Raw genomic sequence first — 23968 nt, 5'->3', positions numbered from 1 at the left:
GAGGTTAAGATGAGTAAAGAAAGAGGCAAGCGTAACAGAGATTTATTTCTCGGTTGGGTTGCAGAAATGAAATCGAAAGAGTCGCCTAATTGGTTGGATTATTGGCATGGTGATACGTTAAGTCCCAAAAAAATTGCTGATGAGCTTGGTTTTGATTCCTCTGCATTTAAGGAAAAAAGAAATAAAAAGCTCTTTGATTTGTTGCAAGAACTTAAACAAGAACTTGCTACCTCAGGGGTTTACCAGCAACGTAAGAAAAACCTGCCTCTCGATAAAGAGATCATTGATGTATCAAAAGAAACTGACGAAGACATCAAAGATAGCGCTAGAGTCAGAGACCTAAAAAGAACAAACCGAAGACTACAAAACGAAAATGCTAAGTTAGCTGCCGAAGTTGCCAAGCTATCTGAATTTAAAGATGTACTGATTGAAATGGGCTTGTGGAAATGAAGAGTAGTGCTTATCTGGTAAGGATCACCAGAATATACCAGTACCACCCGGATAATGTCCGGCTGGGAGCTATTTTTGTTAACCACAAAGCAGGTGCGCATCGTATTGAGATTCTGACTACTCAAGACAAGTTAAATATTGATCCGAAAGTCGGGCAGCAATGGAAAATCCTTAAAGAGCAAAACTTCAGTATCAGACAGCAACAAGTCAGCACAGGTAGGTATGTTGATGTATGGCGCTTTATGGAGCCGACACTGAAATGTATTATGCCAGATAATGGTGCTGGCTTTGTAACCTTTTTAAGCACAGAGAAAGTATTTGAAGGCATAGGTAAAGTAAGTGCTCAATTACTCTGGATTGAATTTAGAAGCGATATATTCAACATCCTAGAATGTGATAAATATGCCCCATACGAAAAAGACCAATCAAAAACAAACTTTCAAGCTGTCAGGGAAGTGCTGCTTAAAGACAAAGCGGTACATGGGCTTTGGAATGGCTATAAAGAGTATTCAAATCTAAAACATTCAGCGCAGTTGGTTGAATGGGAAATAGAAGCCCCTATTCAGCGACAATTGTTCAGATTTGCCGATCAGGATGCTATCAATTTTCTTACCCAGAACCCGTATCGGTTGTTTTCGCTGGGAATGCGGTTTCCGAAGGTAGATGCTATTGCTCAAAAGCACTTTGGTATAAAACAGGACGAAAAAATTAGACTAGTCGCAATCGTTGAGCAAGCATTGAGGTCATGGAGTGATGAAGGTAATACGGTTGCAGATTGGCAAGACATCGAATCATGTGTCTCGGACTCGTTAAATAAAGACGAGCACCTAGTTTCTAAGGCAAAAGAACTCAATGGCGATATCATAGGATTTGTTAAGAAAAACAACCAATACTTTGTTTCTGGCAATTATATATTTGAGAAAACAATAGCCAAACGTTTTGGTAACCTCAGAAAATTAGACAATCGTTGGTCGAGCGAGTTAGAAGAGGCTTTTATAACCTCATTTCCTGCCGATTGGCCCATTGAAAAAGCACAAGAACGTGCCGTAAGGACAGCATTAGTCAGCCATGTCTTCGCCCTTACAGGCGGAGCTGGAACAGGCAAAACAACGACTACTAAGCTGATTGTAAATGCTTATCAAAAATTAGGTTATACGATATACCCCGTTGCACTTTCGGGAAAGGCAGCCCGTAGGCTTCAACAATCAATCGGTAGTGAAGCGAAAACGATTGCAAAACTGTTGCGAGAAACTGATCTTGATGAAGATAAGGCTGTATTACTTGTGGATGAAGCCTCCATGTTGGATGCATATACCATGTGGCGTTTAGTTACTTTGTTTTCTGATAAAGTTCGAATCTTGTTAATTGGTGATCCTTATCAGCTTCCACCGATTAATGCGGGGTTGATTTTAAATGATGTCATTAAAAGCGGTGCAATAAACCATGTGGAACTTGATGTCGTGAAACGACAGGGAGCAGATAGTAGTGTACCTGCATATTCCAATGCAATACGGCACGGCATAATGCCAGAGTCATTAACTACTGCTGATATTACGCTTCAAGAATCTACAGGGAACATTCTGCAAGACGCAGTAACTGCATATTTTGAGTATGACAACGCTATGATAGTCGCTCCTACCAATGATACAGTAAGAAAAGCAAACATTATGCTGCAAGGCGTTGTGAACCCTAATGGCAAGATTCTTGACCTTACGGATATGCCTATTACTAAAGGAAGCTATGATTTCAGGGAAGGTGACCCTGTTGTCATTACCCTGACCAGTTACAAACACGATGTTCAGAATGGTACATTGGGTGTCATTAAGAGTGCTGAACCTACAGATGAATATGCTTGTGTTATTGAACTTGAAGACCTTGATGAAAAAGGTAATAAACGTTTGTTAGAAGTGGATTGGCAATTATTTGAATATATCGATCTTGCTTACTGCTTAACTTTGCATAAATTGCAGGGGTCACAAGCACCGAATGTAATTGTTTTACTTGAACGAGGAAGGTTGCTTGATCGTAGTTGGTTGTATACGGCTGTGACAAGAGCAGAAGATAAAGTACATATTATTGGCAAGGAAACGGATTTTCGTTATGGTGTTAACAAACAAGGCGCAGTTGATACTCGTAAAACCGCCTTGGCAGAAATGTTGAAAAATGTTTAAATTTAACCGTAATTGGTAGAAAATAGCGCAATTAATCTACATTATTGTATTTTAATGTTTAAAAAAGTATTAGGGTCATTTGGTAAAGACCCTTTTATGGTAAAGGTTTTGTTTCTGTACTGACCCTGAATTTATGTATTTTGTCTTAGATAACCGTTCTAGCTTACGCTTAATTAAAAAGTGTTAATATAAAAACATATTAGCCATAAATAAACATCAAACCCAGCGTAATTGCTGGGTTTTTTGTTTTTATACTTGCGGAAAATAGTTATGGTATATTTGATTTTAAGAGCCGGCTTTTACAGGGCTATTATACCAAGTTTATTAAGTTTGTTTCCTGAGGGGATTTTAAAAGGCTTACAGGCCGTGCTATTGATTTCGATAAAGCTTTCATAGGGATGTGAGTCATTAGAACAACGCAGGAGCAGTTGTCGAGAATAACCATTATCTTCAACCAATGCCTTGCCTGCATGGATGTAGGTACTTAGGTTCAGTCTGGAACTATGAACCTGTGCCGCTAAGCCTGTTAAATTTCACTGAGTGGGAAGAAATTTATTAACATTGCTATAATATTCTTAACAAGGCGCTCCAACTCTTTTTTGTTCTAGAGCTATCTGTTGGCGCAGTTACAGTTAGCATATGGTGTATGTGTTGTCTTATCTAGCTTGTAAGATAACTTGAGGTAACATCGAGTTATGTAAACTAGACTCTAAATTGTTTGACGATCATTGAGAGTGAACTGGATTGGTTTGATAAGCTAGTTAAACTCGCTTGCATTGTGCTTGCCGCCTCAACTGTCTCATCGGTTAAAGCTCTGACGTTTTCAATATTTTTAGACACCTCTTCAGCAACATGAGCTTGTTGATCTACTGCATTGGCTATTTCAAAGATTTGGCTTTGAAATTGCCCAATCACCTTGGCAATGTCAGCTAATACCTGTTGTATTTGCTGAGTTAATTGCACGCTATTTTCTGCTTCTAGGCAGCTCGACTCCATAACGCCGACTGCATTAACAGCTGTCGCTTGAAGTTCTTCAATGATTCGTTTGATATTGGCAGTTGACTCTTGGGTGCGAGAAGCAAGTGTTCGCACTTCATCCGCAACAACAGCAAAGCCACGACCTTGCTCACCAGCTCTCGCCGCTTCAATAGCAGCATTCAAGGCTAATAGGTTAGTTTGTTCAGCAATACTACGTATTACGGTAACTGCATCACCAATGCTTTGTGTGCCAGACTTTAACTTTTCTACAACTTGAGAGACATTATCGACATTATTAGACAGTTGCTGGATGCCATGAGTTGCTTAGTTAACAACCTCTGAACCAAGCGATACTTTCTCTTCTGCACTAGTAACTAGCTCTTTTGATTGATTGGTATTATTGGATATATCGATACTGGTTTGAGCTAACTCTGTTGCGGCAGTTGCAACAAGGTCAATTTCTGTTTTTGAGCTTCAACGATATTAGCTGTCTCGCTAGCAATATTTTCTGCTGTTTTGCTAGAAGTAGAGACATCCTTAGTAATAATGACCGTTTGTCTGACTAGTTGTTGAATCGAATCGATAAAGCTATTAAATTCATCTACCAGCTTACCGATTTCGTCGTTCTTTAAAGGCGCTATTCTCTGCGTTAGATCACCATCACCTTCAGCGATGTTTTTCATGGCATTCTGCAGCCTAGTTATCCGTTTAACAAAGGGTAAGACCGTTAACCATACAACAATGGCAATCATTAGAATAATGGCGATAACAATGGCAATTGAAAATCTAAATGCTTCTTCAACCGGTTGTGCTATCAATTGTTCTGGCACGAGGAAGCCTAACTTCCAATTCAGCAAAGGATATTCACTTTTAACTTGATTAAAAATGACCTAATTGTTACCGCGCCAGGCAACTTGGGCAAGGCCAGTTGCATTTTGTGCGACAGTAGCTTGTAATTGCTCAAAGTCTGATGTGTTAGCAAAATGGTCATCGACACTGGCCATAGTATCGCCGGGTTTGAAAGTGTCATTAAATCCAGGGAAGAATACGAGTTTGCCGGTATCTGTCACGAAGAAGGCTTCACCTTAATTTTTATATTTAATATGGGTGAGTAAATCTTTACCTATGGTAGTGATTAATATATCCATGTCACCAATGCCAAGAAGTTTGCCATTTGGCAAGTAATAGGGAGATGTTATGGCAGCCGAAACTGAACCGTCGTTATTATCTACAGCTGGGTCGGTAACGTACATTTTTCCTTTACTTAGTCCTTGTTTCCACCGGGGACGCTGATTGGTGAAATACTTGGCATCATCATAACGACCGTTTAAATCAAAGTATTCATGGGTATTTTCACTACCAAAAAGTACACTTTTTATCGCCGGATCTTGTTCTGAAAAATATTTAAAATAGCGAGTCACGTCCTGATACGGTTTGTTAGTGCTAATATTTGCTAATCGCAGATCGTAATCACTAAACCAGTCAATAACCAGTGGGTTTGAAAATACACTATGATTGATTTGACCTTTAGCAACAAAGAAGTCTTTTACTTTTGTCGATTGTATTGTGACGATATTCTCTATATCAGATATAAGTTGTTTACGGGTATTATCACTGACATTAGATAAAACGAAAAAGGAGGTAATGATAAGTAAAAAAGCGACCGTGCTTGAAATGGTAATAACCAATTGGCGCATTATTGAACGGCTTAAAAAATTAAACATCTTGGTAGCTACCTGCTAAATTATTGTTCTTATTAGGTGTGGTTTAAGAGCGCAAAGTTAGCAAATATTCAAAAAACATAAGTACTTAACTAAAACTTTATCACGCGCTTTAGTAATGGCTATATTTTGCATGCGACAAATTTAGAAAGTTTTAGATAATAAAAAAGGATGCCGAAGCATCCTTTTTTGAACTTTCTTTAAAAAGAGTGGTTATAAATAACTATTTCTTTTTAGCCGCTGCTTCACGTTCTTTAACTTCAGCAATTACTGCTTCAGCTACGTTATTTGGACAAGGTGAGTAGTGAGAGAATTCCATAGAGAATTGCCCACGACCTGATGTCATTGTACGTAAAGATCCGATGTAACCGAACATTTCTGAAAGCGGTACGTCAGCTTTAATACGAACACCAGAAACACCAGCTTCTTGGTCTTTAATCATGCCACGACGACGGTTTAAATCACCAATAACATCACCAACGTGATCTTCAGGAGTGAACACATCAACTTTCATGATAGGTTCGATTAACTGAGCACCAGCTTTTGGAATTGACTGACGGAAAGCGCCTTTAGCAGCGATTTCGAAGGCAACAGCAGATGAATCGACAGCATGGAAACCACCATCGAACAGTTCAACTTCAACATCTAGTACAGGGAAGCCAGCAAGTACACCAGTATCCATCATGCTTTTGAAACCTTTCTCAACAGCAGGGAAGAATTCTTTCGGTACGTTACCACCAACAACTTTAGAAGTGAATGTGAAACCTGAGTTTGGCTCACCTGGACGGATACGGTAATCAATTTTACCAAATTGACCAGAACCACCTGATTGTTTCTTATGCGTGTAGCTATCTTCAATTTCTTGAGTAATAGTTTCACGGTAAGCAACTTGTGGTTTACCAACAGTTAAATCAACACCGTATGTACGCTTAAGAATATCAACTTTAATGTCTAAGTGAAGTTCACCCATACCACGTAAAATTGTTTCACCTGAATCAATATCAGTTTCCACTTGGAATGTTGGATCTTCTGCAACCATTTTACCGATAGCAATACCCATTTTCTCAGAACCACCTTTATCTTTAGGTGTTACTGAGATAGAGATTACTGGTTCAGGGAAAACCATCGCTTCTAATGTACATGAATCTTTAGGATCACATAGCGTGTGACCTGTTTGGACGTTTTTCATACCTACGATAGCTAAGATATCACCAGCTTGAGCAGAAGAAAGCTCAGTACGGTCATCCGCTTGCATTTCAACCATACGGCCAACACGTTCAGTTTTACCTGTGAACGAGTTTAATATGGTATCACCTTTATTTAAGGTACCAGAATAAATGCGGATAAAGGTAAGCGCACCAAAGCGGTCATCCATAATTTTAAATGCTAACGCTTTGAAGGTTTCTTTAGTATCAACGATAGCGAATTTACCAGTAGGCTCGCCTTCTTCATCAGTTAATGGTTGAGGATTAACTTCTGTTGGTGAAGGTAAGTAATCAACAACGGCATCTAGCACTAACTGCATACCTTTGTTTTTAAATGCTGAACCACAGTAAGTTGGGAAGAACATTAATTCACGTGTACCTTTACGGATACAAGCTTTAATTTGCTCTTCAGTAGGCGTAAGTTCGCCTTCTAAGTAATCCATTAATAAATCTTCATCTGCTTCTAGTGCAGTTTCGATCATTTGCTCACGGTATATAGCAGCATCATCAACCATATTGGCTGGAATATCTGTAATTTCGTAATTTTCTGGAAGACCTGAATCATCCCAAACGTAAGCTTTTTGGCTTAAAACGTCAACAACACCTACAAAGTCATCTTCTTCACCAATTGGTAAAGTCATAATAAGTGGGTGAGCACCTAATACTTTTTTAACTTGATCAGTAACACGGTAAAAATTAGCACCTAAACGGTCTAATTTGTTAACGAAGATTAAACGCGCTACTTTAGAGTCGTTGGCATAACGCCAGTTAGTTTCTGATTGTGGTTCAACACCACCACTACCACAGAATACACCAATACCACCATCAAGTACTTTAAGTGAACGGTAAACTTCTACAGTGAAGTCAACGTGACCAGGAGTATCAATTACGTTAAAACGGTGCTTTTTCCATTCACATGTAACAGCAGCAGATTGGATAGTAATACCGCGCTCAGCTTCTTGTTCCATGAAGTCAGTTGTAGACTCACCATCATGAACTTCGCCAGTTTTGTGAATTTTACCTGTTAATTTAAGGATACGTTCAGTTGTCGTTGTTTTACCAGCATCAACGTGAGCGAAGATACCAATATTTCTGTATTTAGCTAAATCTGCCATTACTTTACTCTATTTAATTGAATCACTAAAAAAGTGGAATTGTTGAAAATTTGCGCGCGAGTATATCATTACTTAACTAAAATCGACATAAAAAATTATTGAAGTTTACTAATTATCGCTAAACTAGGGTGAAAAATATAATCTTTAGGTAAAATTAGCTTTTACTCGGATCATAAGTTACCAAGCAGAATTAACTTGCTTTGCTTATATATAGGTAAGACGAATTATCATTTAATAAAAAGATCAGGCACGCCATCGTAGACTCAATATTGATAAGTTGCAGTGATAACTATTTACTATCCTAGCTGTTTTACAAAAATAGTTGAAATTATCGTCTGTCTCTGTATAATACCGCTCCACGTCGAGTTTAACTCTTCGTATTTTTAGTTAACGTATTAGTTTTTATAATTAATAGTTAACAACACAGCAACTCCGATATGGAGTTGAATGTTATAGCGATACTCCCCCCTTTACATAAAAAAGGTGATGGGCAGTATTTTGTTGTTCTTTAAAATGGGGATTTGTCTTAATGTCAAATCAAAGAATTCGCATTCGTTTGAAAGCGTTCGATCATCGTTTGATTGATCAATCAACAGCTGAAATCGTTGATACTGCTAAACGTACAGGCGCACAGGTTCGTGGTCCAATTCCACTTCCTACACGCAAAGAACGTTTCACTATCTTGACTTCACCACACGTTAACAAAGATGCACGTGATCAGTACGAAATTCGTACTCACAAACGCATGATTGATATCGTAGAACCAACTGAAAAGACTGTAGACGCATTAATGCGTTTAGATCTTGCAGCTGGTGTTGACGTTCAAATTAGCTTGGGTTAATAGGAGTTTTAACATGACTATAGGTCTAGTTGGACGTAAATTGGGTATGACTCGCATCTTCTCTGAAGATGGTGTTTCTACTCCTGTTACAGTCCTTGAAGTTGAAGCGAACCGTATTGCTCAGGTTAAAACTGTTGACAATGATGGTTATTCAGCGCTTCAAGTTACTACGGGTAGCAAAAAAGCTAATCGTACTAACAAACCAACAGCCGGACATTTTGCAAAAGCTGGTATCGAAGCAGGCCGTGGCCTGTGGGAATTCCGTTTAAATGCAAATGAAGGCGAAGGTCTTGAAGCTGGCAGTGAAATCACTGTTGAGCTATTCAATGACACGAAATTAGTGGATGTTACTGGCACCTCAAAAGGTAAAGGTTTCCAAGGTGGTATTAAGCGTTGGAATTTTTCAATGCAAGATGCAACTCATGGTAACTCACTATCTCACCGTTCAAACGGTTCGATAGGTATGTGTCAAACACCAGGTCGTGTTTTTAAAGGTAAAAAAATGTCTGGTCATATGGGTGCTGCGAAAGTAACTACGCAAAACCTTGAATTGGTTCGTGTTGATGCAGAACGTAACTTGCTCCTTATTAAAGGTGCGGTTCCGGGTGCAATCAACGGTAGCGTAATCATCAAACCAGCTGTTAAAGCCTAGTCCAGGAGATTTGTGATGGAATTAGCATTAAAAGACGCTTCAGGCGCTCTTGAAGTTTCTGAAACAACTTTTGGACTTGAGTTTAATGAAGCTCTTGTACACCAAGTAGTAGTTGCTTATGCAGCAGGTGCTCGTGCAGGTACTCGTGCTCAAAAAACTCGTTCAGAAGTTAGTGGCGGTGGCGCAAAACCATGGCGTCAAAAAGGTACTGGCCGTGCACGTGCTGGTACTAGTCGTGGTCCAATCTGGCGTACAGGTGGCGTAACATTCGCTGCTAAGCCACAAGATCACAGCCAAAAAGTTAACCGTAAAATGTACCGTGGTGCGATTAAAAGCATCCTTTCTGAGTTAGTTCGTCAAGAACGCTTAGTTGTGGTAGAAAATTTTACAGTTGAAACACCAAAAACTAAAGAATTAGTAGCTAAACTAAACGGTTTGGAGTTAAAAGACGTATTAATCGTTACTCCAGAACTTGATGAGAACTTGTTCTTGTCAGCGCGTAACTTGTATAAAGTTGACGTTCGTGACGTAGACGGTATTGACCCAGTTAGTTTGGTTGGTTTCGAAAAAGTTTTGATGACTGCGTCTGCAGTTAAACAACTTGAGGAGATGTTAGGATGATAAACGAAGAACGTTTACTGAAAGTGCTTTTAGCACCAAACATTTCTGAGAAAAGCACAATGGCCGCTGAAGCAAACAACACGGTTGTTTTCAAAGTTGTTACTACTGCTACTAAAGCTGAAATCAAAGCTGCTGTTGAGAAACTTTTCGAAGTTTCAGTTGACGGTGTTCGCACATTAAATGTTAAAGGTAAAGTGAAACGTACTGGTGCTCGTTTTGGTCGCAGAAGCGACTGGAAAAAAGCATACGTTACTCTTGCTGAAGGCAGCGACATCGACTTCGTCGGCGCGGAATCATAGGAGTTTACGAAAATGGCTATAGTTAAATGTAAACCTACTTCTCCGGGTCGTCGCCACGTAGTTAAAGTGGTAAACACGGAGTTGCATAAAGGTAAGCCTTACGCACCATTGTTAGACACTAAGTCTAAGTCTGGCGGTCGTAACAATAATGGTCGCATTACGGTTCGTCACATTGGTGGTGGACACAAGCAACATTATCGTATGGTTGACTTTAAACGTAATAAAGATGGTATCCCTGCAAAAGTTGAACGTTTGGAATATGATCCAAACCGTTCTGCTAACATTGCACTTGTATTATATGCAGATGGTGAACGTCGTTACATCTTAGCCCCTAAAGGCTTAAGCGCTGGAGATTCAATCCAGTCAGGTGTTGATGCTCCTATCAAAGTAGGTAATACAATGCCATTACGCAACACACCATTAGGTAGTGTTGTGCATGCAATCGAACTTAAGCCAGGTAAAGGTGCTCAAATTGCACGTGCTGCTGGTACTTACGCTCAGTTAGTTGCTAAAGACGGTGCATATGTCACTTTACGTCTTCGCTCTGGTGAAATGCGTAAAATTGAGTCTGACTGTCGTGCTACTTTAGGTGAAATCGGCAATTCTGAACACATGCTTCGCTCTTTGGGTAAAGCTGGTGCTTCAAGATGGCGCGGTGTTCGCCCAACTGTTCGTGGTGTTGCCATGAACCCAGTTGACCATCCACACGGTGGTGGTGAAGGTAAAACATCAGGCGGTCGTCATCCGGTATCACCTTGGGGTGTACCAACTAAGGGTTACAAGACTCGTTCTAACAAGCGTACCGATAAATTTATCGTACGTCGTCGTACTAAGTAATAGTACTTTTAATTAAAGAGGAATCACCATGCCACGTTCTCTCAAGAAAGGTCCATTTATAGACCTACACTTGTTGACGAAGGTAGAGACAGCGGTGGAAAGCGGGAATAAAAAGCCAATTAAAACTTGGTCCCGTCGTTCAATGATCATACCAAACATGATCGGATTGACCATTGCCGTCCATAATGGCCGTCAACACGTACCTGTATTTGTAACTGATGAAATGATCGGTCATAAATTAGGTGAATTTGCACCAACTCGTACTTACCGTGGCCATGTCGCGGATAAGAAAGCGAAGAGATAGGGGAAATTAGATGGAAGCTATTGCTAAACATAAATTTGCCCGTGGTTCAGCGCAAAAAGCACGTTTAGTTGTGGATCAAATCCGCGGCTTACACGTTGAAAAAGCACTTGAAATCTTAACATTCAGCAATAAATCTGCTGCTGTTTTGGTTAAAAAAGTACTTGATTCAGCGATTGCTAACGCAGAACACAATGAAGGTGCAGACATTGACGAACTTATCGTAAAAACTATTATGGTTGACGATGGTCCAACAATGAAACGTATTAAGCCTCGTGCGAAAGGTCGCGCGGATCGTATCCTTAAGCGTACAAGTCACATTACTGTGATTGTATCTGATAGCTAGGAGATATTAGAATGGGTCAAAAAGTCCATCCAAATGGTATACGCCTAGGTATCACGAAACCTTTCGCGTCTACTTGGTTTGCAAGTACTAAAGATTTCGCAGCTAATTTACACGGTGACCATTTGGTTCGTGAATATTTAACTGAAAAGCTTAAGCGTGCTTCATTATCAAAAATCGTAATTGAACGTCCAGCTAAATCTATCCGCGTTACAATTCACACGGCTCGTCCGGGTGTTGTAATCGGTAAAAAAGGCGAAGATGTAGAAAAATTACGTTTAGCGGTTTCTAAAATTGCTGGTGTTCCTGCTCAAATCAACATTGCTGAAGTGCGTAAACCAGAAATGGATTCGCAGCTTGTTGCTGACAGCATTGCTAGTCAATTAGAGCGTCGTGTAATGTTCCGTCGTGCGATGAAACGTGCTGTACAAAATGCTATGCGTCTAGGCGCAAAAGGTATTAAAGTACAAGTAAGTGGTCGTCTTGGTGGTGCAGATATTGCTCGTGCTGAATGGTATCGTGAAGGTCGTGTTCCACTACACACTTTACGTGCTGACATTGATTACTCAATTGCGCGTGCTGATACCACTTACGGTGTTATCGGTATCAAAGTATGGATCTTTAAAGGTGAAGTAATTGGCAAAATGCCATTACAAGCTGAGCAACCAGCAGCTAAGCCTAAAAGAAAACCTAACCGCAAGACCAGTAAGTAGAGGAATAAGTAATGTTACAACCAAAACGTACTAAATTCCGTAAGCAATTTAAACTGCGTAACCGTGGTCTTGCACACACTGGTAGCTCAGTTAGCTTCGGTACTTTCGGGTTAAAATCAATGGAACGTGGTCGTATGACTGCGCGTCAAATTGAAGCAGCTCGTCGAGCAATGACTCGTCACGTGAAGCGTCAAGGTAAAATCTGGATTCGAGTATTCCCTGATAAGCCAATTACCAAAAAACCTCTTGAGGTTCGTATGGGTAAAGGTAAAGGTTCAGTAGAATATTGGGTATGCCAAATTCTTCCTGGTCGTGTTCTTTATGAAATGGAAGGTGTTTCGGAAGAGATTGCACGCGAAGCATTTGCTTTAGCAGCAGCCAAACTTCCTTTCAAAACTACTTTCGTAACTAGAACGGTGATGTAATGAAAGCAAGCGAATTGAAAGAAAAAAGCATTGAAGAGCTAAACGCTGAATTGCTTGAATTGCTACGCGAACAGTTTAACTATCGCATGCAAGCAAGCACTGGCCAATTAGCACAAACTCATTTGCTAAGAAATGTACGCCGTAATATCGCGCGTGTTAAGACTATCATAACTGAAAAGGCAGGTAAGTAATGAGCGAAGCAAAAATTCGTACACTACAAGGTCGTGTCATCAGTGACAAAATGGATAAGTCTATCACTGTCCTGATCGAACGTCGTGTTAAGCATCCTATATATGGTAAGTTCATGACGCGTTCAACTAAGTTGAAAGCGCATGATGAAACTAACCAATGTACAACGGGTGATTTAGTAGCTATTCGTGAATGTGCACCAATTTCTAAGACTAAGTCTTGGGCATTGGTAAGCGTATTAGAAAAGGCTTAACCGCTTAATCTAATTCACAAAAAGTACTATTAATAAGGCTCTGCTTCGGCAGGGCCTTTTTATTATCTGAAGAAAGTTGTCTTATTTCGGATTATAACCCTAAGTTAGTTGATGCTTTTGAACCGCTAGAACGGTTACTATCACGGACATTATCTTTTTACTGAGCTTTATTTATGAACAATAAAAGTTATTGTTGGCAGTAGTTGGACTTAGTAACGGGTATATTAAACTCACTTTAGTGTTCATTTTTTAGCTAAATTTAGTATCACTTTATAATAACCGGTGTTATAATCTCGCGCCCGCTCGTTATGGGTGGGTAGTAAAAGGCAGTGACGGGTCTAATTTTTGGCCTTAAATTTCTATCTTTTCATATGTGTAAAAGATAATTAGCGGAGCAATATAAATGATCCAAATGCAATCACAATTGAACGTGGCTGATAACAGTGGCGCTCGTCGTGTACAATGTATAAAGGTTCTTGGTGGCTCGCACCGTCGCTACGCACGCATTGGTGACATCATCAAAATTGCAGTGAAGGAAGCAAATCCTCGCGGCAAGGTTAAGAAAGGTGATGTATTAACTGCGGTAGTGGTGCGCACAAAGAAAGGTGTTCGTCGTTCAGATGGTTCAACCATCCGTTTTGATGAAAACGCGGCTGTAATGTTAAATGCTAACTTACAACCAATTGGTACTCGTATTTTCGGGCCTGTGACACGTGAACTTCGTAATGAAAAATTTATGAAAATCGTATCATTAGCACCAGAAGTACTATAAGGAGTCACGATAATGGCATCTAAGATTCGTCGTGATGATGAAGTAATCGTACTTGCAGGTAAAGACAAGGGCAAAACTGGTAAAGTGACCAAAGTTCTTGTTGAAGAAAGCAAAGTATTTGTTGAAGGTATCAACTTAATCAAGAAGCACACTAAGCCTGTACCTCAGTTACAGCAGCCTGGTGGGATTGTTGAAAAAGAAGCACCTTTAAATGTATCCAACGTTGCGATTGTTAACCCAAAAACTGGGAAAGCAGATCGTGTTGGTTTTAGAGATGAAGACGGCAAAAAAGTTCGTTTCTTCAAATCTAATAACGAATTAATTTAATTGGAGTAAACGATGGCGAAACTGCATGATTTTTACAAAGATACAATTGTTGCAGAGCTTCAAAAGAAGTTTGAATACAAAAGTGTCATGCAAGTCCCTCGGATTGAAAAGATCACCCTCAACATGGGTGTTGGCGAAGCTATTGCTGATAAAAAAGTATTAGAACATGCCACAAATGATCTTACTGCAATCTCAGGTCAAAAGCCGATCACGACAGTTGCACGCAAATCAGTTGCGGGCTTCAAAATTCGTGAAGGCTATCCTATTGGCACAAAAGTAACTCTACGTGGCGAACGTATGTGGGAATTTTTAGAGCGTTTAATCTCTATTTCTATTCCTCGTATCCGCGATTTCCGTGGCTTGAATCCTAAGTCATTCGATGGTCGTGGTAACTACAGCATGGGCGTACGTGAGCAAATCATTTTCCCTGAAATCGATTACGATAAAATCGATAAAATTCGCGGAATGGATATCACTATCACTACAAGTGCGAAGGACAATGAAGAGGGTCATGCATTATTGACTGCCTTCAACTTCCCATTTAAGAAGAAGGTGTAGAGTTATGGCTAAAACGTCAATGAAAGCTCGTGAAGCTAAAAGAACCAAATTGGTTGCACAATATGCTGAAAAGCGTAGTGCACTTAAAGCTATCATCTCTGGTGTAGATTCTTCTGAAGAAGAACGCTGGGATGCAGTATTGAAACTTCAAGCATTACCTCGTGATTCGAGCAGTAGTCGTCAACGTAATCGTTGTAACATTACTGGCCGTCCACATGGGTTCTTACGTAAATTCGGTTTAAGCCGTATTAAATTACGTGAAACTATGATGCGCGGTGAAGTTCCAGGTCTTAAGAAAGCTAGTTGGTAATTCACGGGAGTAAATGGTTATGATGACTGATCCTATCGCGGATATGTTTACACGCATTCGCAACGGTCAATCTGCAGCAAAGACTGCAGTAACAATGCCATCTTCTAAGGTTAAAGTTGCAATTGCCAACTTACTTAAAGAAGAAGGTTACATTTCAGAGTTTTCAGTTGCTGAAGGTGCTAAACCTGAACTAACTGTTGAATTGAAATATTTTGAAGGTAAAGAAGTAATTGAAGTGATCAAACGTGTTTCACGTCCAGGTCTTCGCGTATACAAAGGTGCTCAAGAGCTTCCTAAAGTATTAGCAGGTATGGGTATCGCTATTATTTCTACTTCTAAAGGTCTAATGACTGATCGCGCCGCTCGCAATGCGGGTCTTGGCGGTGAAGTTCTTGGTTTCGTAGAGTAAAGGAGCAGAATATGTCACGTGTTGCAAAAGCACCAGTCGCAATCCCTGCAGGCGTTACTATTACGTTATCAGGTCAAGACATTAAAGTTAAAGGTCCAATTGGCGAACTATCTCACACGATTCATGATGCGGTTGTTGTTTCTCAAGAAGAAAACAATATCATCACTAATATCGTTGCTGACGTTAGAGGCGCTTGGGCTCAAGCCGGTACTGTTCGTTCTTTAATCAATAATATGGTTGAAGGCGTAAGTAAAGGTTTTGAAAAGAAATTATTGTTAAACGGTGTTGGTTACCGTGCTAAAGCTGCAGGTAAGAACTTAAACTTATCTCTAGGCTTCTCGCATCCGGTTGATCACGCAATTCCTGAAGGAATTACTGTTGAAACTCCTAGCCAAACTGAAATCATACTGAAAGGTGCTGATAAACAGTTGGTCGGTCAAACTGCAGCGAACGTTCGCGCATACCGTAAACCTGAGCCTTACAAAGGTAAAGGGATTCGTTATAGCGATGAGAATGTACGTCGTAAAGAAGCTAAGAAGAAGTAGGGTAATACTATGGATAAGAAAACATCTCGTTTGCGCCGCGCTAAACGCGCTCGTGCAAAAATTAGCGAGTTGGGTGCGAATCGTTTAGTTGTATTCCGTACTCCTCGTCATATTTACGCGCAATTGATCGCTCCAACAGGTTCTGAAGTAATCGCAGCAGCGTCTACTTTAGACAAAGAAGTTAGTGCTCAGTTAGAAAAAACAGGTAACGTTGAAGCAGCTACGGCTGTAGGTAAGGCAATTGCAGAACGTGCAGTCGCTAAAGGCATCACTAGTGTTGCTTTTGACCGTTCAGGTTTCCGTTACCATGGTCGCGTGAAAGCGTTAGCAGATGCAGCTCGCGAAGCTGGTCTTCAGTTTTAGGGGTTGATAATGGCTAATCATAATCAAGAAAACTCACAACAAAGTGATATGGCTGAAAAGCTAATCGCAGTTAACCGCGTATCAAAAGTGGTTAAAGGTGGTCGTATTTTCAGTTTCACAGCACTAACAGTAGTTGGTGATGGCGCTGGTCGCGTTGGTTTTGGTTACGGTAAAGCACGTGAAGTGCCTGCTGCAATCCAAAAAGCAATGGAAAAAGCACGTCGTAACTTAGTAACCGTTGATTTGAAGGGTACTACTCTTCAGCATGCTATCAAAGGCAAGCACTCTGGTTCTAAAGTTTACATGCAACCAGCTTCTGAAGGTACAGGTATCATCGCCGGTGGCGCGATGCGTGCAGTACTTGAAGTTGCAGGCGTTCAGAACGTATTGTCAAAAGCATACGGTTCTACTAACCCAATCAACGTAGTTCGCGCTACTGTATCTGCTCTTGCGAATATGCATTCGCCTGAAGCTGTTGCAGCTAAACGTGGCAAAAGCGTTTCAGACATTTTGGGGTAATTGAGCATGGCTAAAACAGTTAGAATAACTCAGTTAAAAAGTTCTATCGGTCGTTTACCGAAGCATAGAGCTACATTAAAGGGTCTTGGTTTACGTCGTATTCGTCATACAGTAGAGTTAGAAGATACTCCATCTGTACGCGGTATGATCAATCAAGTATCTTATATGATTAAGGTGGAGGATTAATAATGCATTTAAATACTTTATCTCCTGCACCAGGTGCTAAGAAAGCCAAGAAACGCTGTGGTCGTGGTATTGGTTCTGGCATAGGCAAAACAGGTGGTCGTGGTCACAAAGGTCAGAAGTCTCGTTCTGGCGGTAGTGTACGTCCTGGTTTCGAAGGTGGTCAAATGCCATTGAAACAACGTTTACCTAAGTTTGGTTTCACGTCACGTAAATCTTTAGTTCGCGCTGAAGTACGTTTACATGAACTAAATAACATCACAGGTGATGTTGTCGATATCTTTGCCCTTAAAGATGCTAACTTAATCACACGTAACATTGTGTCTGTGAAAATCATGCTTTCTGGTGAGATCACTCGTCCAATTACTGTTCGTGGTTTAGGTGTTACTAAAGGCGCTCGTGCAGCTATTGAAGCTGCTGGCGGAAAAATCGAGGAATAGTACAGAATGGCTAAACCAGGAATGGATAATAAAGCGCAAGGCGGATTGTCTGAGCTTAAACAAAGGTTATGGTTTGTATTCGGGGCATTAGTTGTGCTTCGTTTAGGAACATTTGTGCCAATCCCTGGTATTGACGCCGCTGTATTAGCTCAGTTGTTTGAACAACAAAAGGGCACTATCGTAGAGATGTTTAACATGTTCTCCGGTGGTGCACTTGAGCGAGCCTCTGTATTGGCACTAGGTATTATGCCGTACATCTCAGCTTCAATCATAATGCAATTAATGACGGTCATGCACCCGAGAATGGCAGAATTGAAAAAAGAAGGTGAAGCTGGACGACGTAAGATCAGTCAATACACCCGCTACGGCACTTTAGTTCTAGCGACTGTACAATCAATTGCAATTGCAAGAAGTTTACCGGGAATGATGCCAGGTCTAGTAATGGATGCAGGTTTCGGTTTCTACTTTGCTGCGGTAGTAAGTTTGGTTACTGGTACCATGTTTTTAATGTGGTTAGGTGAGCAAATTACAGAACGCGGTATTGGTAATGGTATTTCGATCTTAATATTTGCAGGTATTGTTGCTGGTATGCCGTCAGCTGTTGGTCAAACAGCAGAGGCGGCGCGTCAAGGTGAATTGCACTTATTAGTATTGTTGCTAATTGGCGTAATTATATTTGCTACAACTTTCTTTGTAGTATTTGTGGAACGTGGTCAACGACGTATTGTTGTTAACTACGCTAAGCGTCAGCAAGGCCGTAAGGTTTTTGCCGCGCAAAGCACACATTTACCTTTAAAAGTGAATATGGCAGGTGTTATTCCACCAATCTTCGCTTCAAGTATTATCTTGTTCCCTGGCACGCTTGCGAGCTGGTTCGGACAAGGTGATGGTATGGTTGCTGATTTCCTTCAAGAAGTATCAATTGCTATTTCTCCAGGACAGCCGCTATATGTCATGTTACTTGCAGCAGCGATAATATTTTTCTGTTTCTTTTACACGGCTCTTGTTTTCAATCCGCGTGAAACGGCAGATAACCTGAAAAAATCTGGTGCGTTTATTCCTGGGATTCGTCCTGGCGAGCAAACGTCTAAATATATCGATAAAGTTATGACTCGTTTAACCTTAGCGGGTGCGATGTATATAACCTTTATCTGTTTAGTACCTCAGTTTATTATCATGGCATGGGACGTCAATTTTTACTTTGGCGGCACATCACTACTTATTATTGTAGTTGTGATAATGGATTTTATGGCACAAGTACAGACCCATTTGATGTCACATCAATATGATAATGTACTTAAAAAAGCAAACCTTAAGGGCTATGGTCGTTAGGCTGAGTCATTAGGTAACGGAGTATAAAATGAAAGTACGTGCATCCGTAAAAAAGATTTGTCGTAACTGTAAAGTTGTTAAACGTGCTGGTGTTGTTCGTGTAATTTGCGAAGAGCCAAAGCATAAGCAACGTCAAGGTTAATATTAACCTAAGCGAAAGCTAAATCTTTTAGAAGTGGTATTATGTAGATAATTCTGTATAATGCCGCTTCGATTTGCAAAGAAATGCGGCTGGTTGAGTATCCTAACGGGCTTTTCAACTGGCAAATTTTAATTAAAAGTAGGAGATGTGTTTAGTGGCCCGTATCGCTGGCATTAACATCCCTGATCGTAAGCATGCAGTAATCGCCATTACTGCGATCTTCGGTATCGGAGCAACACGTGCGAAAGCAATTTGTGTTGCAACTGGTATTGCAGAGTCAACTAAGATCAGTGAATTGGACGAAGCTCAAATTGATTTGCTTCGTGCAGAAGTGGATAAATACACCGTAGAAGGTGATTTACGCCGTGAAGTTTCAATGAACATTAAACGTCTTATGGATTTAGGTTGTTACCGTGGTATTCGCCACCGTCGCAGTCTTCCTCTACGTGGTCAACGCACTAAAACTAATGCGCGCACCCGTAAAGGTCCTCGTAAGCCAATTAAGAAGTAAGAGGAACTAGACAATGGCTAAAACACCTGTACGTACGCGTAAACGCGTAAAAAAACAAGTTGCTGACGGCATGGCTCATATCCATGCATCTTTCAACAACACAATCGTAACTCTTACAGATCGTCAAGGTAACGCCTTATCATGGGCGACTGCTGGTGGTTCAGGTTTCCGTGGTTCACGTAAATCTACTCCATTTGCTGCGCAAGTAGCTGCAGATCGTGCTGGTAAAGCTGCACAAGAGTTTGGCTTGAAGAATATTGAAGTGTTCGTTAAAGGTCCGGGTCCAGGTCGTGAATCTGCTATCCGTGCTTTAAATGCTGCTGGTTTTAAAATCACCAACATTACTGACGTTACACCTATTCCTCATAATGGTTGTCGTCCTCCTAAGAAACGTCGCGTTTAATCGTACTTTTTTTAGGATAGTTGGAGAAAGAAAATGGCTAGATATTTAGGTCCTAAGTTAAAGCTTAGTCGCCGCGAAGGTACAGATTTGTTCCTTAAAAGCGGTGTTAGAGCAATTGACACTAAATGTAAAATCGAAACAATACCAGGTCAACATGGCGCCCGTCGCGGTCGTTTATCTGACTACGGTATTCAACTTCGTGAAAAACAAAAAGTTCGTCGTATATATGGCGTACTAGAAAAACAATTCCGCAACTACTATAAAGAAGCGGCTCGTCTAAAAGGCAATACAGGTGAAAACTTGTTGCAACTTTTAGAGAAACGTCTTGATAACGTAGTATACCGTATGGGCTATGCCAGCACTCGTGCTGAAGCTCGTCAACTAGTTAGCCACAAAGCTATCGTAGTTAACGGTGTTGTTGTTAATATTCCATCTTTCACTGTTAAAGCCGAAGATGTAGTTTCTATACGTGAAAAATCTAAAACTCAAGCGCGTATTATCGCTGCTTTAGAATTAGCTGAGCAACGTGAGAAGCCAGTTTGGGTTGAAGTAGATAACAAGAAACTTGAAGGCGTTTTCAAACGTGTTCCTGATCGTTCTGACTTGTCTGCCGAAATTAATGAACAGTTGATTGTTGAACTTTACTCTAAGTAAAGTTGCACTTTAAGAGAGGACATAATGCAGGGTTCTGTAACCGAATTCCTTAGACCACGATTGGTTGATATCGAAACTGTTAGTGCTACTCGCGCTAAAGTAACTTTAGAGCCATTAGAGCGTGGTTTTGGTCACACTTTAGGTAATGCGTTACGCCGCATTCTTTTATCTTCAATGCCAGGTTGTGCTGTAACTGAAGTTGAAATTGACGGTGTACTTCATGAGTACAGCAGTAAAGAAGGTGTGCAAGAAGACATCATCGAAATACTGTTAAACCTTAAGGGACTAGCTATAAAGTTAGAAGGCAAAGATGAAGCTGTTCTTACCTTAACTAAGTCCGGTGAAGGCCCTGTAACGGCTGCCGATATCCAACATGATGGTGATGTAGAAATTGCAAATCCAACACATGTAATCTGTAATTTGACAGGTGATGGCTCTATCAGTATGCGTATAAAGGTTGAAATGGGACGTGGTTATGTTCCTGCTTCAGCTCGACGCGATGCCGAGGAAGAAGATCGTGCAATCGGACGTTTGTTAGTTGATGCTTCATTCAGTCCCGTTGTAAGAATTGCCTATGATGTTGATTCTGCACGTGTTGAACAGCGTACAGACTTGGACAAACTGGTTTTAGACATGGAAACTAACGGTACGTTAGACCCTGAAGAAGCAATTCGTCGCGCTTCAACAATTTTAGCTGAACAGCTAGATGCGTTTGTAGAGCTTCGTGATGTAACTGAAGTAGAGCCAAAAGAGGAAAAACCACTGTTTGATCCTATTTTGCTTCGTCCTGTTGATGACCTTGAACTTACTGTTCGTTCAGCAAACTGCCTAAAAGCAGAAGCAATTCAATATATTGGCGATTTAGTACAGCGTGCTGAAGTTGAGCTTCTTAAAACACCTAATTTAGGTAAGAAGTCTCTAACTGAAATCAAAGACGTTTTGGCGTCTCGTGGTTTGTCTCTAGGTATGCGCCTAGAAAACTGGCCACCTGAAAGCATAGCTGATAACGACTAAGTCGATCATCGTTTTTTTAATAGTTGAGAGAAGGATTAACTTATGCGCCATCGTAAAAGCGGTCGCCAGTTAAACCGTAATAGCAGTCATCGTAAAGCGATGTTCCGCAATATGGCAAGCTCTTTAGTGAAGCACGGTTTGATTAAAACGACTGTAGCTAAAGCTAAAGAACTACGTATGGTTGTAGAGCCATTGATTACATTGGCTAAGACCGACAGTGTTGCAAATCGCCGTTTAGCGTTTGCTCGTACACAAGATAAAGAAGTAGTAGGTATTTTATTCAACGAACTTGGTCCTCGTTACCAAGAACGTCCAGGTGGTTACACTCGCATTTTAAAATGTGGTTTCCGTACTGGTGATAAAGCGCCTATGGCTTACGTTGAACTTGTCGACCGCCCAGCAGCTGAAGAAGCCGCTGAAGCAGTTGAAGAGGTTAGCGCAGAAGCATAATTTAGTTTTTACTAAATTTATTTCTGTCGGAATTGAAAGCGGAGCCTAGGCTCCGCTTTTTTGTGCCTCAAAAACACCGACACGAGCTAAAAACTTGACCCATCAAGTAATACCTCGTATAACAATTACCCACGTAAAAATAGGCAGATACACTTTATGTCATCACGTAACCCGATCATTGCCGTCACAGGCTCTTCAGGAGCTGGTACTTCAACGACAACCGAATCGTTTGAACATATATTCCGCACGCAAGGTATTACTTCAGCGACTGTTGAAGGTGACAGCTTTCATCGTTATTCGCGCCCAGAAATGGATTTAGAGAAGCGTAAGGCGAGAGAAGATCAGCGTAATATTAGTTATTTTGGTGATGCAGCTAATGACTTTGATGCCTTAGAAAAGCTATTTAAGGACTATTCTGAAACTGGTCGGGGGAAAATGCGTAGATACCTGCATACCTTTGATGAAGCCGTACCTTATAACCAAATGCCAGGCACATTTACTCCTTGGGAGGAGCTTGGCGATGGCACAGACTTACTTTTTTATGAAGGCTTACATGGCGGCGTAGTAACAGAAAAAAATGATGTCGCTAAACATGTAGACTTACTTATTGGCATGGTACCGATTGTTAACCTTGAATGGATACAGAAAATAATACGTGATACCAATAAACGTGGTCATAGTCGAGAGTCTGTTACGGCGAGTATTGTTAGAAGTATGGAAGATTATATTTCTTTTATCACCCCGCAATTTTCGCGTACTCATGTTAATTTTCAGCGCGTTCCTACCGTCGATACTTCAAACCCGTTTAGTGCGAAAGCAATCCCGACATTGGACGAAAGCTTTGTGGTGATCCGATTTAGAGATTCAACTAATGTCGATTTCCCTTATTATTTAAGTATGATTGATGGTGCATTTATGTCTCGCATGAATACCCTTGTGGTACCTGGTGGGAAAATGGGTTTAGCAATGGAGTTGATATTAACCCCGTTGATCACTGAGTTAATGAATAAGAAAAATAAAGCCAATAAGCAACTTGATTGGATGAGTGACTTATAAATTTATCACCTTGGGGGAGCTATCTCACTGAATGTTGCGAATATTTGATAAACATTAGGAGAGATAGCTAGCAAGGTCAATCTGGCCTGATAAGTGTTTTAGCTGCCGACAGCTAAAGGTTATCGTTGCAAAACTTTAATCTCAAAATCATGGGTTATTTTGACCGATTTATTAAGCATCAAGGCCACAGAGCAATATTTATCAGCAGATAAACTTACCGCTCGCTCAACATGTTTTTCACTGATATTGTTGCCCTCAATAATGAAGTGTAAATGAATATCAGAAAATAATTTAGGCACTGTATCGACGCGCTTAGCTGTGATCTCTACTTTGCAGCCTTGAATCTCTTGGCGTGCTTTTTTTAATATACTGACGACATCAACTGATGAGCATGCACCTAAAGATAATAGCACATTTTCCAATGGACTCGGGGCTAAGGCTCCGGCATTTGCATCTAACACTAGCGTATGGCCACTTTCAGATGTCGCCATAAATAATTCATCACCGATCCACTTTATTTCTGCTTTCATTATGTCTTCCAAAATACGTTGAGTATTAATATTGTATGGAATTCGCTCGCTATTAGCTAGACTGCCCTATAGATAAAATAGTGGGAATTTTCGTGTTGTATTAATAAGGGAATGTGGCGCACCCAGCAGGAGTCGAACCTGCGACCTCTGCCTCCGGAGGGCAGCGCTCTATCCAGCTGAGCTATGGGTGCATAATGAAATGATTTAAGCGCGGCAAATAGTATAGAGTATCGTTGTTTATGTCTAGCAAGAATATGGATTTATTGACTAGCCTCTCAAATGTTATTAATTTCATGAGATTAACAATTTAGCGATGATTGATATTGAGTTGAGTGC

37 protein-coding genes and 1 tRNA gene are annotated in these 23968 nt (G+C 40.6%); 31 read left to right on the top strand and 7 right to left on the bottom strand.

Going from position 1 to position 23968, the window contains the following annotated elements; all coding sequences use genetic code 11:
* Window positions 1–9 precede the first annotated feature (9 nt).
* Together FGD67_RS09910 and FGD67_RS09905 are read left to right on the top strand one after the other, a co-directional pair.
* The gene (locus FGD67_RS09910) at window positions 10–450 is read left to right on the top strand and encodes a hypothetical protein (protein ID WP_257174845.1); all 441 of its coding nucleotides are present in this window, start codon (window positions 10–12) and stop codon (window positions 448–450) included.
* The gene (locus FGD67_RS09905; RefSeq protein WP_257174844.1) at window positions 447–2621 is read left to right on the top strand and encodes an ATP-dependent RecD-like DNA helicase; all 2175 of its coding nucleotides are present in this window, start codon (window positions 447–449) and stop codon (window positions 2619–2621) included. The genes FGD67_RS09910 and FGD67_RS09905 overlap by 4 nt, the downstream gene beginning before the upstream one ends.
* A gap of 702 nt (window positions 2622–3323) precedes the next feature.
* Here FGD67_RS09905 and FGD67_RS09900 read toward each other — a convergent pair.
* The 5 genes from FGD67_RS09900 to fusA form a co-directional block, all read right to left on the bottom strand.
* Complete coding sequence (locus FGD67_RS09900; protein WP_306556800.1) at window positions 3324–3902, bottom strand: methyl-accepting chemotaxis protein; 579 nt, start codon at window positions 3900–3902, stop codon at window positions 3324–3326.
* Window positions 3903–4024: 122 nt separating this feature from the next.
* Entirely contained in the window at window positions 4025–4456 is a 432-nt protein-coding gene (locus FGD67_RS09895) for a methyl-accepting chemotaxis protein (RefSeq protein WP_257174843.1), read from the bottom strand.
* A gap of 33 nt (window positions 4457–4489) precedes the next feature.
* Window positions 4490–4669, bottom strand: coding sequence for a hypothetical protein (locus FGD67_RS09890; RefSeq protein WP_257174842.1), 180 nt, complete (start codon window positions 4667–4669; stop codon window positions 4490–4492).
* A gap of 15 nt (window positions 4670–4684) precedes the next feature.
* Window positions 4685–5323: a PDC sensor domain-containing protein gene (locus FGD67_RS09885; RefSeq protein ID WP_257174841.1), complete on the bottom strand. Its 639-nt coding sequence runs from the start codon at window positions 5321–5323 to the stop codon at window positions 4685–4687.
* A 220-nt stretch (window positions 5324–5543) separates the two neighbouring features.
* Entirely contained in the window at window positions 5544–7640 is a 2097-nt protein-coding gene (fusA, locus tag FGD67_RS09880; protein WP_257174840.1) for an elongation factor G, read from the bottom strand.
* Window positions 7641–8169: 529 nt separating this feature from the next.
* Here fusA and rpsJ point away from each other — a divergent pair.
* The 29 genes from rpsJ to FGD67_RS09735 all read left to right on the top strand — a co-directional run bounded on the left by rpsJ (window position 8170) and on the right by FGD67_RS09735 (window position 23102).
* Window positions 8170–8481, top strand: a complete 312-nt coding sequence (gene rpsJ / locus FGD67_RS09875; RefSeq protein ID WP_070375080.1) for a 30S ribosomal protein S10 — start codon at window positions 8170–8172, stop codon at window positions 8479–8481.
* A gap of 13 nt (window positions 8482–8494) precedes the next feature.
* On the top strand, window positions 8495–9133 hold the full coding sequence (gene rplC / locus FGD67_RS09870; protein WP_257174839.1) for a 50S ribosomal protein L3: 639 nt from the start codon (window positions 8495–8497) through the stop codon (window positions 9131–9133).
* A gap of 15 nt (window positions 9134–9148) precedes the next feature.
* Window positions 9149–9754: a 50S ribosomal protein L4 gene (gene rplD, locus FGD67_RS09865; protein WP_257174838.1), complete on the top strand. Its 606-nt coding sequence runs from the start codon at window positions 9149–9151 to the stop codon at window positions 9752–9754.
* Window positions 9751–10053 (top strand): 50S ribosomal protein L23, encoded by a 303-nt coding sequence (gene rplW, locus FGD67_RS09860; protein ID WP_081179727.1) that lies wholly within the window; start codon window positions 9751–9753, stop codon window positions 10051–10053. Before rplD ends, rplW begins: the two co-directional genes overlap by 4 nt.
* A 12-nt stretch (window positions 10054–10065) precedes the next feature.
* Window positions 10066–10890, top strand: coding sequence for a 50S ribosomal protein L2 (gene rplB, locus FGD67_RS09855; protein WP_126667307.1), 825 nt, complete (start codon window positions 10066–10068; stop codon window positions 10888–10890).
* 28 nt (window positions 10891–10918) lie between these two features.
* Entirely contained in the window at window positions 10919–11194 is a 276-nt protein-coding gene (gene rpsS / locus FGD67_RS09850) for a 30S ribosomal protein S19 (RefSeq protein WP_077287496.1), read from the top strand.
* A 10-nt stretch (window positions 11195–11204) separates the two neighbouring features.
* Window positions 11205–11537 (top strand): 50S ribosomal protein L22, encoded by a 333-nt coding sequence (rplV, locus tag FGD67_RS09845; RefSeq protein WP_077287494.1) that lies wholly within the window; start codon window positions 11205–11207, stop codon window positions 11535–11537.
* 11 nt (window positions 11538–11548) lie between these two features.
* On the top strand, window positions 11549–12247 hold the full coding sequence (gene rpsC, locus FGD67_RS09840) for a 30S ribosomal protein S3 (protein WP_126667309.1): 699 nt from the start codon (window positions 11549–11551) through the stop codon (window positions 12245–12247).
* Window positions 12248–12258: 11 nt separating this feature from the next.
* Complete coding sequence (gene rplP, locus FGD67_RS09835; RefSeq protein ID WP_077287491.1) at window positions 12259–12672, top strand: 50S ribosomal protein L16; 414 nt, start codon at window positions 12259–12261, stop codon at window positions 12670–12672.
* Window positions 12672–12863 carry a 50S ribosomal protein L29 gene (gene rpmC / locus FGD67_RS09830; RefSeq protein ID WP_126667310.1) on the top strand — a complete coding sequence of 64 codons (192 nt, stop codon included), beginning with the start codon at window positions 12672–12674 and terminating at the stop codon, window positions 12861–12863. The genes rplP and rpmC overlap by 1 nt, the downstream gene beginning before the upstream one ends.
* Complete coding sequence (rpsQ, locus tag FGD67_RS09825) at window positions 12863–13114, top strand: 30S ribosomal protein S17 (protein WP_257174837.1); 252 nt, start codon at window positions 12863–12865, stop codon at window positions 13112–13114. The genes rpmC and rpsQ overlap by 1 nt, the downstream gene beginning before the upstream one ends.
* Before the next feature lie 403 nt (window positions 13115–13517).
* On the top strand, window positions 13518–13886 hold the full coding sequence (rplN, locus tag FGD67_RS09820; protein ID WP_257174836.1) for a 50S ribosomal protein L14: 369 nt from the start codon (window positions 13518–13520) through the stop codon (window positions 13884–13886).
* A 12-nt stretch (window positions 13887–13898) separates the two neighbouring features.
* Window positions 13899–14213 (top strand): 50S ribosomal protein L24, encoded by a 315-nt coding sequence (gene rplX / locus FGD67_RS09815; RefSeq protein WP_257174835.1) that lies wholly within the window; start codon window positions 13899–13901, stop codon window positions 14211–14213.
* A 12-nt stretch (window positions 14214–14225) separates the two neighbouring features.
* The gene (gene rplE / locus FGD67_RS09810; protein ID WP_257174834.1) at window positions 14226–14771 is read left to right on the top strand and encodes a 50S ribosomal protein L5; all 546 of its coding nucleotides are present in this window, start codon (window positions 14226–14228) and stop codon (window positions 14769–14771) included.
* A 4-nt stretch (window positions 14772–14775) separates the two neighbouring features.
* A complete protein-coding gene (gene rpsN / locus FGD67_RS09805; RefSeq protein WP_126667315.1) occupies window positions 14776–15081 on the top strand; it encodes a 30S ribosomal protein S14 in 306 nt (101 codons plus the stop codon).
* Window positions 15082–15100: 19 nt separating this feature from the next.
* Window positions 15101–15490 (top strand): 30S ribosomal protein S8, encoded by a 390-nt coding sequence (gene rpsH / locus FGD67_RS09800; protein WP_143323570.1) that lies wholly within the window; start codon window positions 15101–15103, stop codon window positions 15488–15490.
* An 11-nt stretch (window positions 15491–15501) separates the two neighbouring features.
* Entirely contained in the window at window positions 15502–16035 is a 534-nt protein-coding gene (gene rplF, locus FGD67_RS09795; protein ID WP_257174833.1) for a 50S ribosomal protein L6, read from the top strand.
* Between the two features lie 9 nt (window positions 16036–16044).
* Window positions 16045–16398, top strand: a complete 354-nt coding sequence (gene rplR / locus FGD67_RS09790) for a 50S ribosomal protein L18 (RefSeq protein ID WP_077287473.1) — start codon at window positions 16045–16047, stop codon at window positions 16396–16398.
* 9 nt (window positions 16399–16407) lie between these two features.
* Window positions 16408–16917 carry a 30S ribosomal protein S5 gene (rpsE, locus tag FGD67_RS09785; protein ID WP_077287471.1) on the top strand — a complete coding sequence of 170 codons (510 nt, stop codon included), beginning with the start codon at window positions 16408–16410 and terminating at the stop codon, window positions 16915–16917.
* Between the two features lie 6 nt (window positions 16918–16923).
* Entirely contained in the window at window positions 16924–17103 is a 180-nt protein-coding gene (gene rpmD, locus FGD67_RS09780) for a 50S ribosomal protein L30 (protein ID WP_077287469.1), read from the top strand.
* Window positions 17104–17105: 2 nt separating this feature from the next.
* A complete protein-coding gene (rplO, locus tag FGD67_RS09775) occupies window positions 17106–17540 on the top strand; it encodes a 50S ribosomal protein L15 (RefSeq protein WP_077287467.1) in 435 nt (144 codons plus the stop codon).
* Window positions 17541–17546: 6 nt separating this feature from the next.
* Complete coding sequence (gene secY, locus FGD67_RS09770) at window positions 17547–18872, top strand: preprotein translocase subunit SecY (protein ID WP_257174832.1); 1326 nt, start codon at window positions 17547–17549, stop codon at window positions 18870–18872.
* A 28-nt stretch (window positions 18873–18900) separates the two neighbouring features.
* Window positions 18901–19014 carry a 50S ribosomal protein L36 gene (rpmJ, locus tag FGD67_RS09765; protein ID WP_077287462.1) on the top strand — a complete coding sequence of 38 codons (114 nt, stop codon included), beginning with the start codon at window positions 18901–18903 and terminating at the stop codon, window positions 19012–19014.
* Between the two features lie 154 nt (window positions 19015–19168).
* A complete protein-coding gene (gene rpsM / locus FGD67_RS09760) occupies window positions 19169–19525 on the top strand; it encodes a 30S ribosomal protein S13 (RefSeq protein ID WP_081151060.1) in 357 nt (118 codons plus the stop codon).
* A gap of 13 nt (window positions 19526–19538) precedes the next feature.
* Complete coding sequence (rpsK, locus tag FGD67_RS09755) at window positions 19539–19928, top strand: 30S ribosomal protein S11 (RefSeq protein ID WP_076420861.1); 390 nt, start codon at window positions 19539–19541, stop codon at window positions 19926–19928.
* 33 nt (window positions 19929–19961) lie between these two features.
* The gene (gene rpsD, locus FGD67_RS09750) at window positions 19962–20582 is read left to right on the top strand and encodes a 30S ribosomal protein S4 (protein WP_257174831.1); all 621 of its coding nucleotides are present in this window, start codon (window positions 19962–19964) and stop codon (window positions 20580–20582) included.
* Between the two features lie 24 nt (window positions 20583–20606).
* Window positions 20607–21596: a DNA-directed RNA polymerase subunit alpha gene (locus FGD67_RS09745; protein ID WP_257174830.1), complete on the top strand. Its 990-nt coding sequence runs from the start codon at window positions 20607–20609 to the stop codon at window positions 21594–21596.
* Window positions 21597–21638: 42 nt separating this feature from the next.
* A complete protein-coding gene (gene rplQ / locus FGD67_RS09740; protein WP_257174829.1) occupies window positions 21639–22046 on the top strand; it encodes a 50S ribosomal protein L17 in 408 nt (135 codons plus the stop codon).
* 156 nt (window positions 22047–22202) lie between these two features.
* The gene (locus tag FGD67_RS09735) at window positions 22203–23102 is read left to right on the top strand and encodes a phosphoribulokinase (protein WP_257174828.1); all 900 of its coding nucleotides are present in this window, start codon (window positions 22203–22205) and stop codon (window positions 23100–23102) included.
* A gap of 119 nt (window positions 23103–23221) precedes the next feature.
* Here FGD67_RS09735 and FGD67_RS09730 read toward each other — a convergent pair whose 3' ends face one another.
* Window positions 23222–23632, bottom strand: coding sequence for an OsmC family protein (locus FGD67_RS09730; protein ID WP_257174827.1), 411 nt, complete (start codon window positions 23630–23632; stop codon window positions 23222–23224).
* 114 nt (window positions 23633–23746) lie between these two features.
* Window positions 23747–23823, bottom strand: a tRNA-Arg gene (locus tag FGD67_RS09725).
* Window positions 23824–23968 lie beyond the last annotated feature (145 nt).

The sequence above is a fragment of the Colwellia sp. M166 genome (genome assembly GCF_024585285.1).
GTDB lineage: Bacteria > Pseudomonadota > Gammaproteobacteria > Enterobacterales > Alteromonadaceae > Cognaticolwellia.
The sequence above is the reverse complement of the archived record's forward strand: the minus strand, read 5'-3'. Positions and strand labels throughout refer to the sequence as shown.

Coding starts and splice junctions, on each gene's coding strand:
- rpsS (WP_077287496.1), top strand. CDS start 10,919: ATGCCACGTTCTCTCAAGAAAGGTCCATTTATAGACCTACACTTGTTG.
- rpsN (WP_126667315.1), top strand. CDS start 14,776: ATGGCTAAAACGTCAATGAAAGCTCGTGAAGCTAAAAGAACCAAATTG.
- FGD67_RS09730 (WP_257174827.1), bottom strand. CDS start 23,632: ATGAAAGCAGAAATAAAGTGGATCGGTGATGAATTATTTATGGCGACA.
- rpsJ (WP_070375080.1), top strand. CDS start 8,170: ATGTCAAATCAAAGAATTCGCATTCGTTTGAAAGCGTTCGATCATCGT.
- FGD67_RS09910 (WP_257174845.1), top strand. CDS start 10: ATGAGTAAAGAAAGAGGCAAGCGTAACAGAGATTTATTTCTCGGTTGG.
- rpsD (WP_257174831.1), top strand. CDS start 19,962: ATGGCTAGATATTTAGGTCCTAAGTTAAAGCTTAGTCGCCGCGAAGGT.
- rpsQ (WP_257174837.1), top strand. CDS start 12,863: ATGAGCGAAGCAAAAATTCGTACACTACAAGGTCGTGTCATCAGTGAC.
- rplO (WP_077287467.1), top strand. CDS start 17,106: ATGCATTTAAATACTTTATCTCCTGCACCAGGTGCTAAGAAAGCCAAG.
- rplW (WP_081179727.1), top strand. CDS start 9,751: ATGATAAACGAAGAACGTTTACTGAAAGTGCTTTTAGCACCAAACATT.
- rplQ (WP_257174829.1), top strand. CDS start 21,639: ATGCGCCATCGTAAAAGCGGTCGCCAGTTAAACCGTAATAGCAGTCAT.
- rplR (WP_077287473.1), top strand. CDS start 16,045: ATGGATAAGAAAACATCTCGTTTGCGCCGCGCTAAACGCGCTCGTGCA.
- secY (WP_257174832.1), top strand. CDS start 17,547: ATGGCTAAACCAGGAATGGATAATAAAGCGCAAGGCGGATTGTCTGAG.
- fusA (WP_257174840.1), bottom strand. CDS start 7,640: ATGGCAGATTTAGCTAAATACAGAAATATTGGTATCTTCGCTCACGTT.
- rplE (WP_257174834.1), top strand. CDS start 14,226: ATGGCGAAACTGCATGATTTTTACAAAGATACAATTGTTGCAGAGCTT.
- rpmD (WP_077287469.1), top strand. CDS start 16,924: ATGGCTAAAACAGTTAGAATAACTCAGTTAAAAAGTTCTATCGGTCGT.
- rpsK (WP_076420861.1), top strand. CDS start 19,539: ATGGCTAAAACACCTGTACGTACGCGTAAACGCGTAAAAAAACAAGTT.
- FGD67_RS09905 (WP_257174844.1), top strand. CDS start 447: ATGAAGAGTAGTGCTTATCTGGTAAGGATCACCAGAATATACCAGTAC.
- rpmJ (WP_077287462.1), top strand. CDS start 18,901: ATGAAAGTACGTGCATCCGTAAAAAAGATTTGTCGTAACTGTAAAGTT.
- FGD67_RS09885 (WP_257174841.1), bottom strand. CDS start 5,323: ATGTTTAATTTTTTAAGCCGTTCAATAATGCGCCAATTGGTTATTACC.
- rplB (WP_126667307.1), top strand. CDS start 10,066: ATGGCTATAGTTAAATGTAAACCTACTTCTCCGGGTCGTCGCCACGTA.
- rplC (WP_257174839.1), top strand. CDS start 8,495: ATGACTATAGGTCTAGTTGGACGTAAATTGGGTATGACTCGCATCTTC.
- rpsE (WP_077287471.1), top strand. CDS start 16,408: ATGGCTAATCATAATCAAGAAAACTCACAACAAAGTGATATGGCTGAA.
- rplP (WP_077287491.1), top strand. CDS start 12,259: ATGTTACAACCAAAACGTACTAAATTCCGTAAGCAATTTAAACTGCGT.
- FGD67_RS09745 (WP_257174830.1), top strand. CDS start 20,607: ATGCAGGGTTCTGTAACCGAATTCCTTAGACCACGATTGGTTGATATC.
- rplD (WP_257174838.1), top strand. CDS start 9,149: ATGGAATTAGCATTAAAAGACGCTTCAGGCGCTCTTGAAGTTTCTGAA.
- rplV (WP_077287494.1), top strand. CDS start 11,205: ATGGAAGCTATTGCTAAACATAAATTTGCCCGTGGTTCAGCGCAAAAA.
- rplX (WP_257174835.1), top strand. CDS start 13,899: ATGGCATCTAAGATTCGTCGTGATGATGAAGTAATCGTACTTGCAGGT.
- rpmC (WP_126667310.1), top strand. CDS start 12,672: ATGAAAGCAAGCGAATTGAAAGAAAAAAGCATTGAAGAGCTAAACGCT.
- rplN (WP_257174836.1), top strand. CDS start 13,518: ATGATCCAAATGCAATCACAATTGAACGTGGCTGATAACAGTGGCGCT.
- FGD67_RS09735 (WP_257174828.1), top strand. CDS start 22,203: ATGTCATCACGTAACCCGATCATTGCCGTCACAGGCTCTTCAGGAGCT.
- rpsC (WP_126667309.1), top strand. CDS start 11,549: ATGGGTCAAAAAGTCCATCCAAATGGTATACGCCTAGGTATCACGAAA.
- rpsH (WP_143323570.1), top strand. CDS start 15,101: ATGATGACTGATCCTATCGCGGATATGTTTACACGCATTCGCAACGGT.
- rplF (WP_257174833.1), top strand. CDS start 15,502: ATGTCACGTGTTGCAAAAGCACCAGTCGCAATCCCTGCAGGCGTTACT.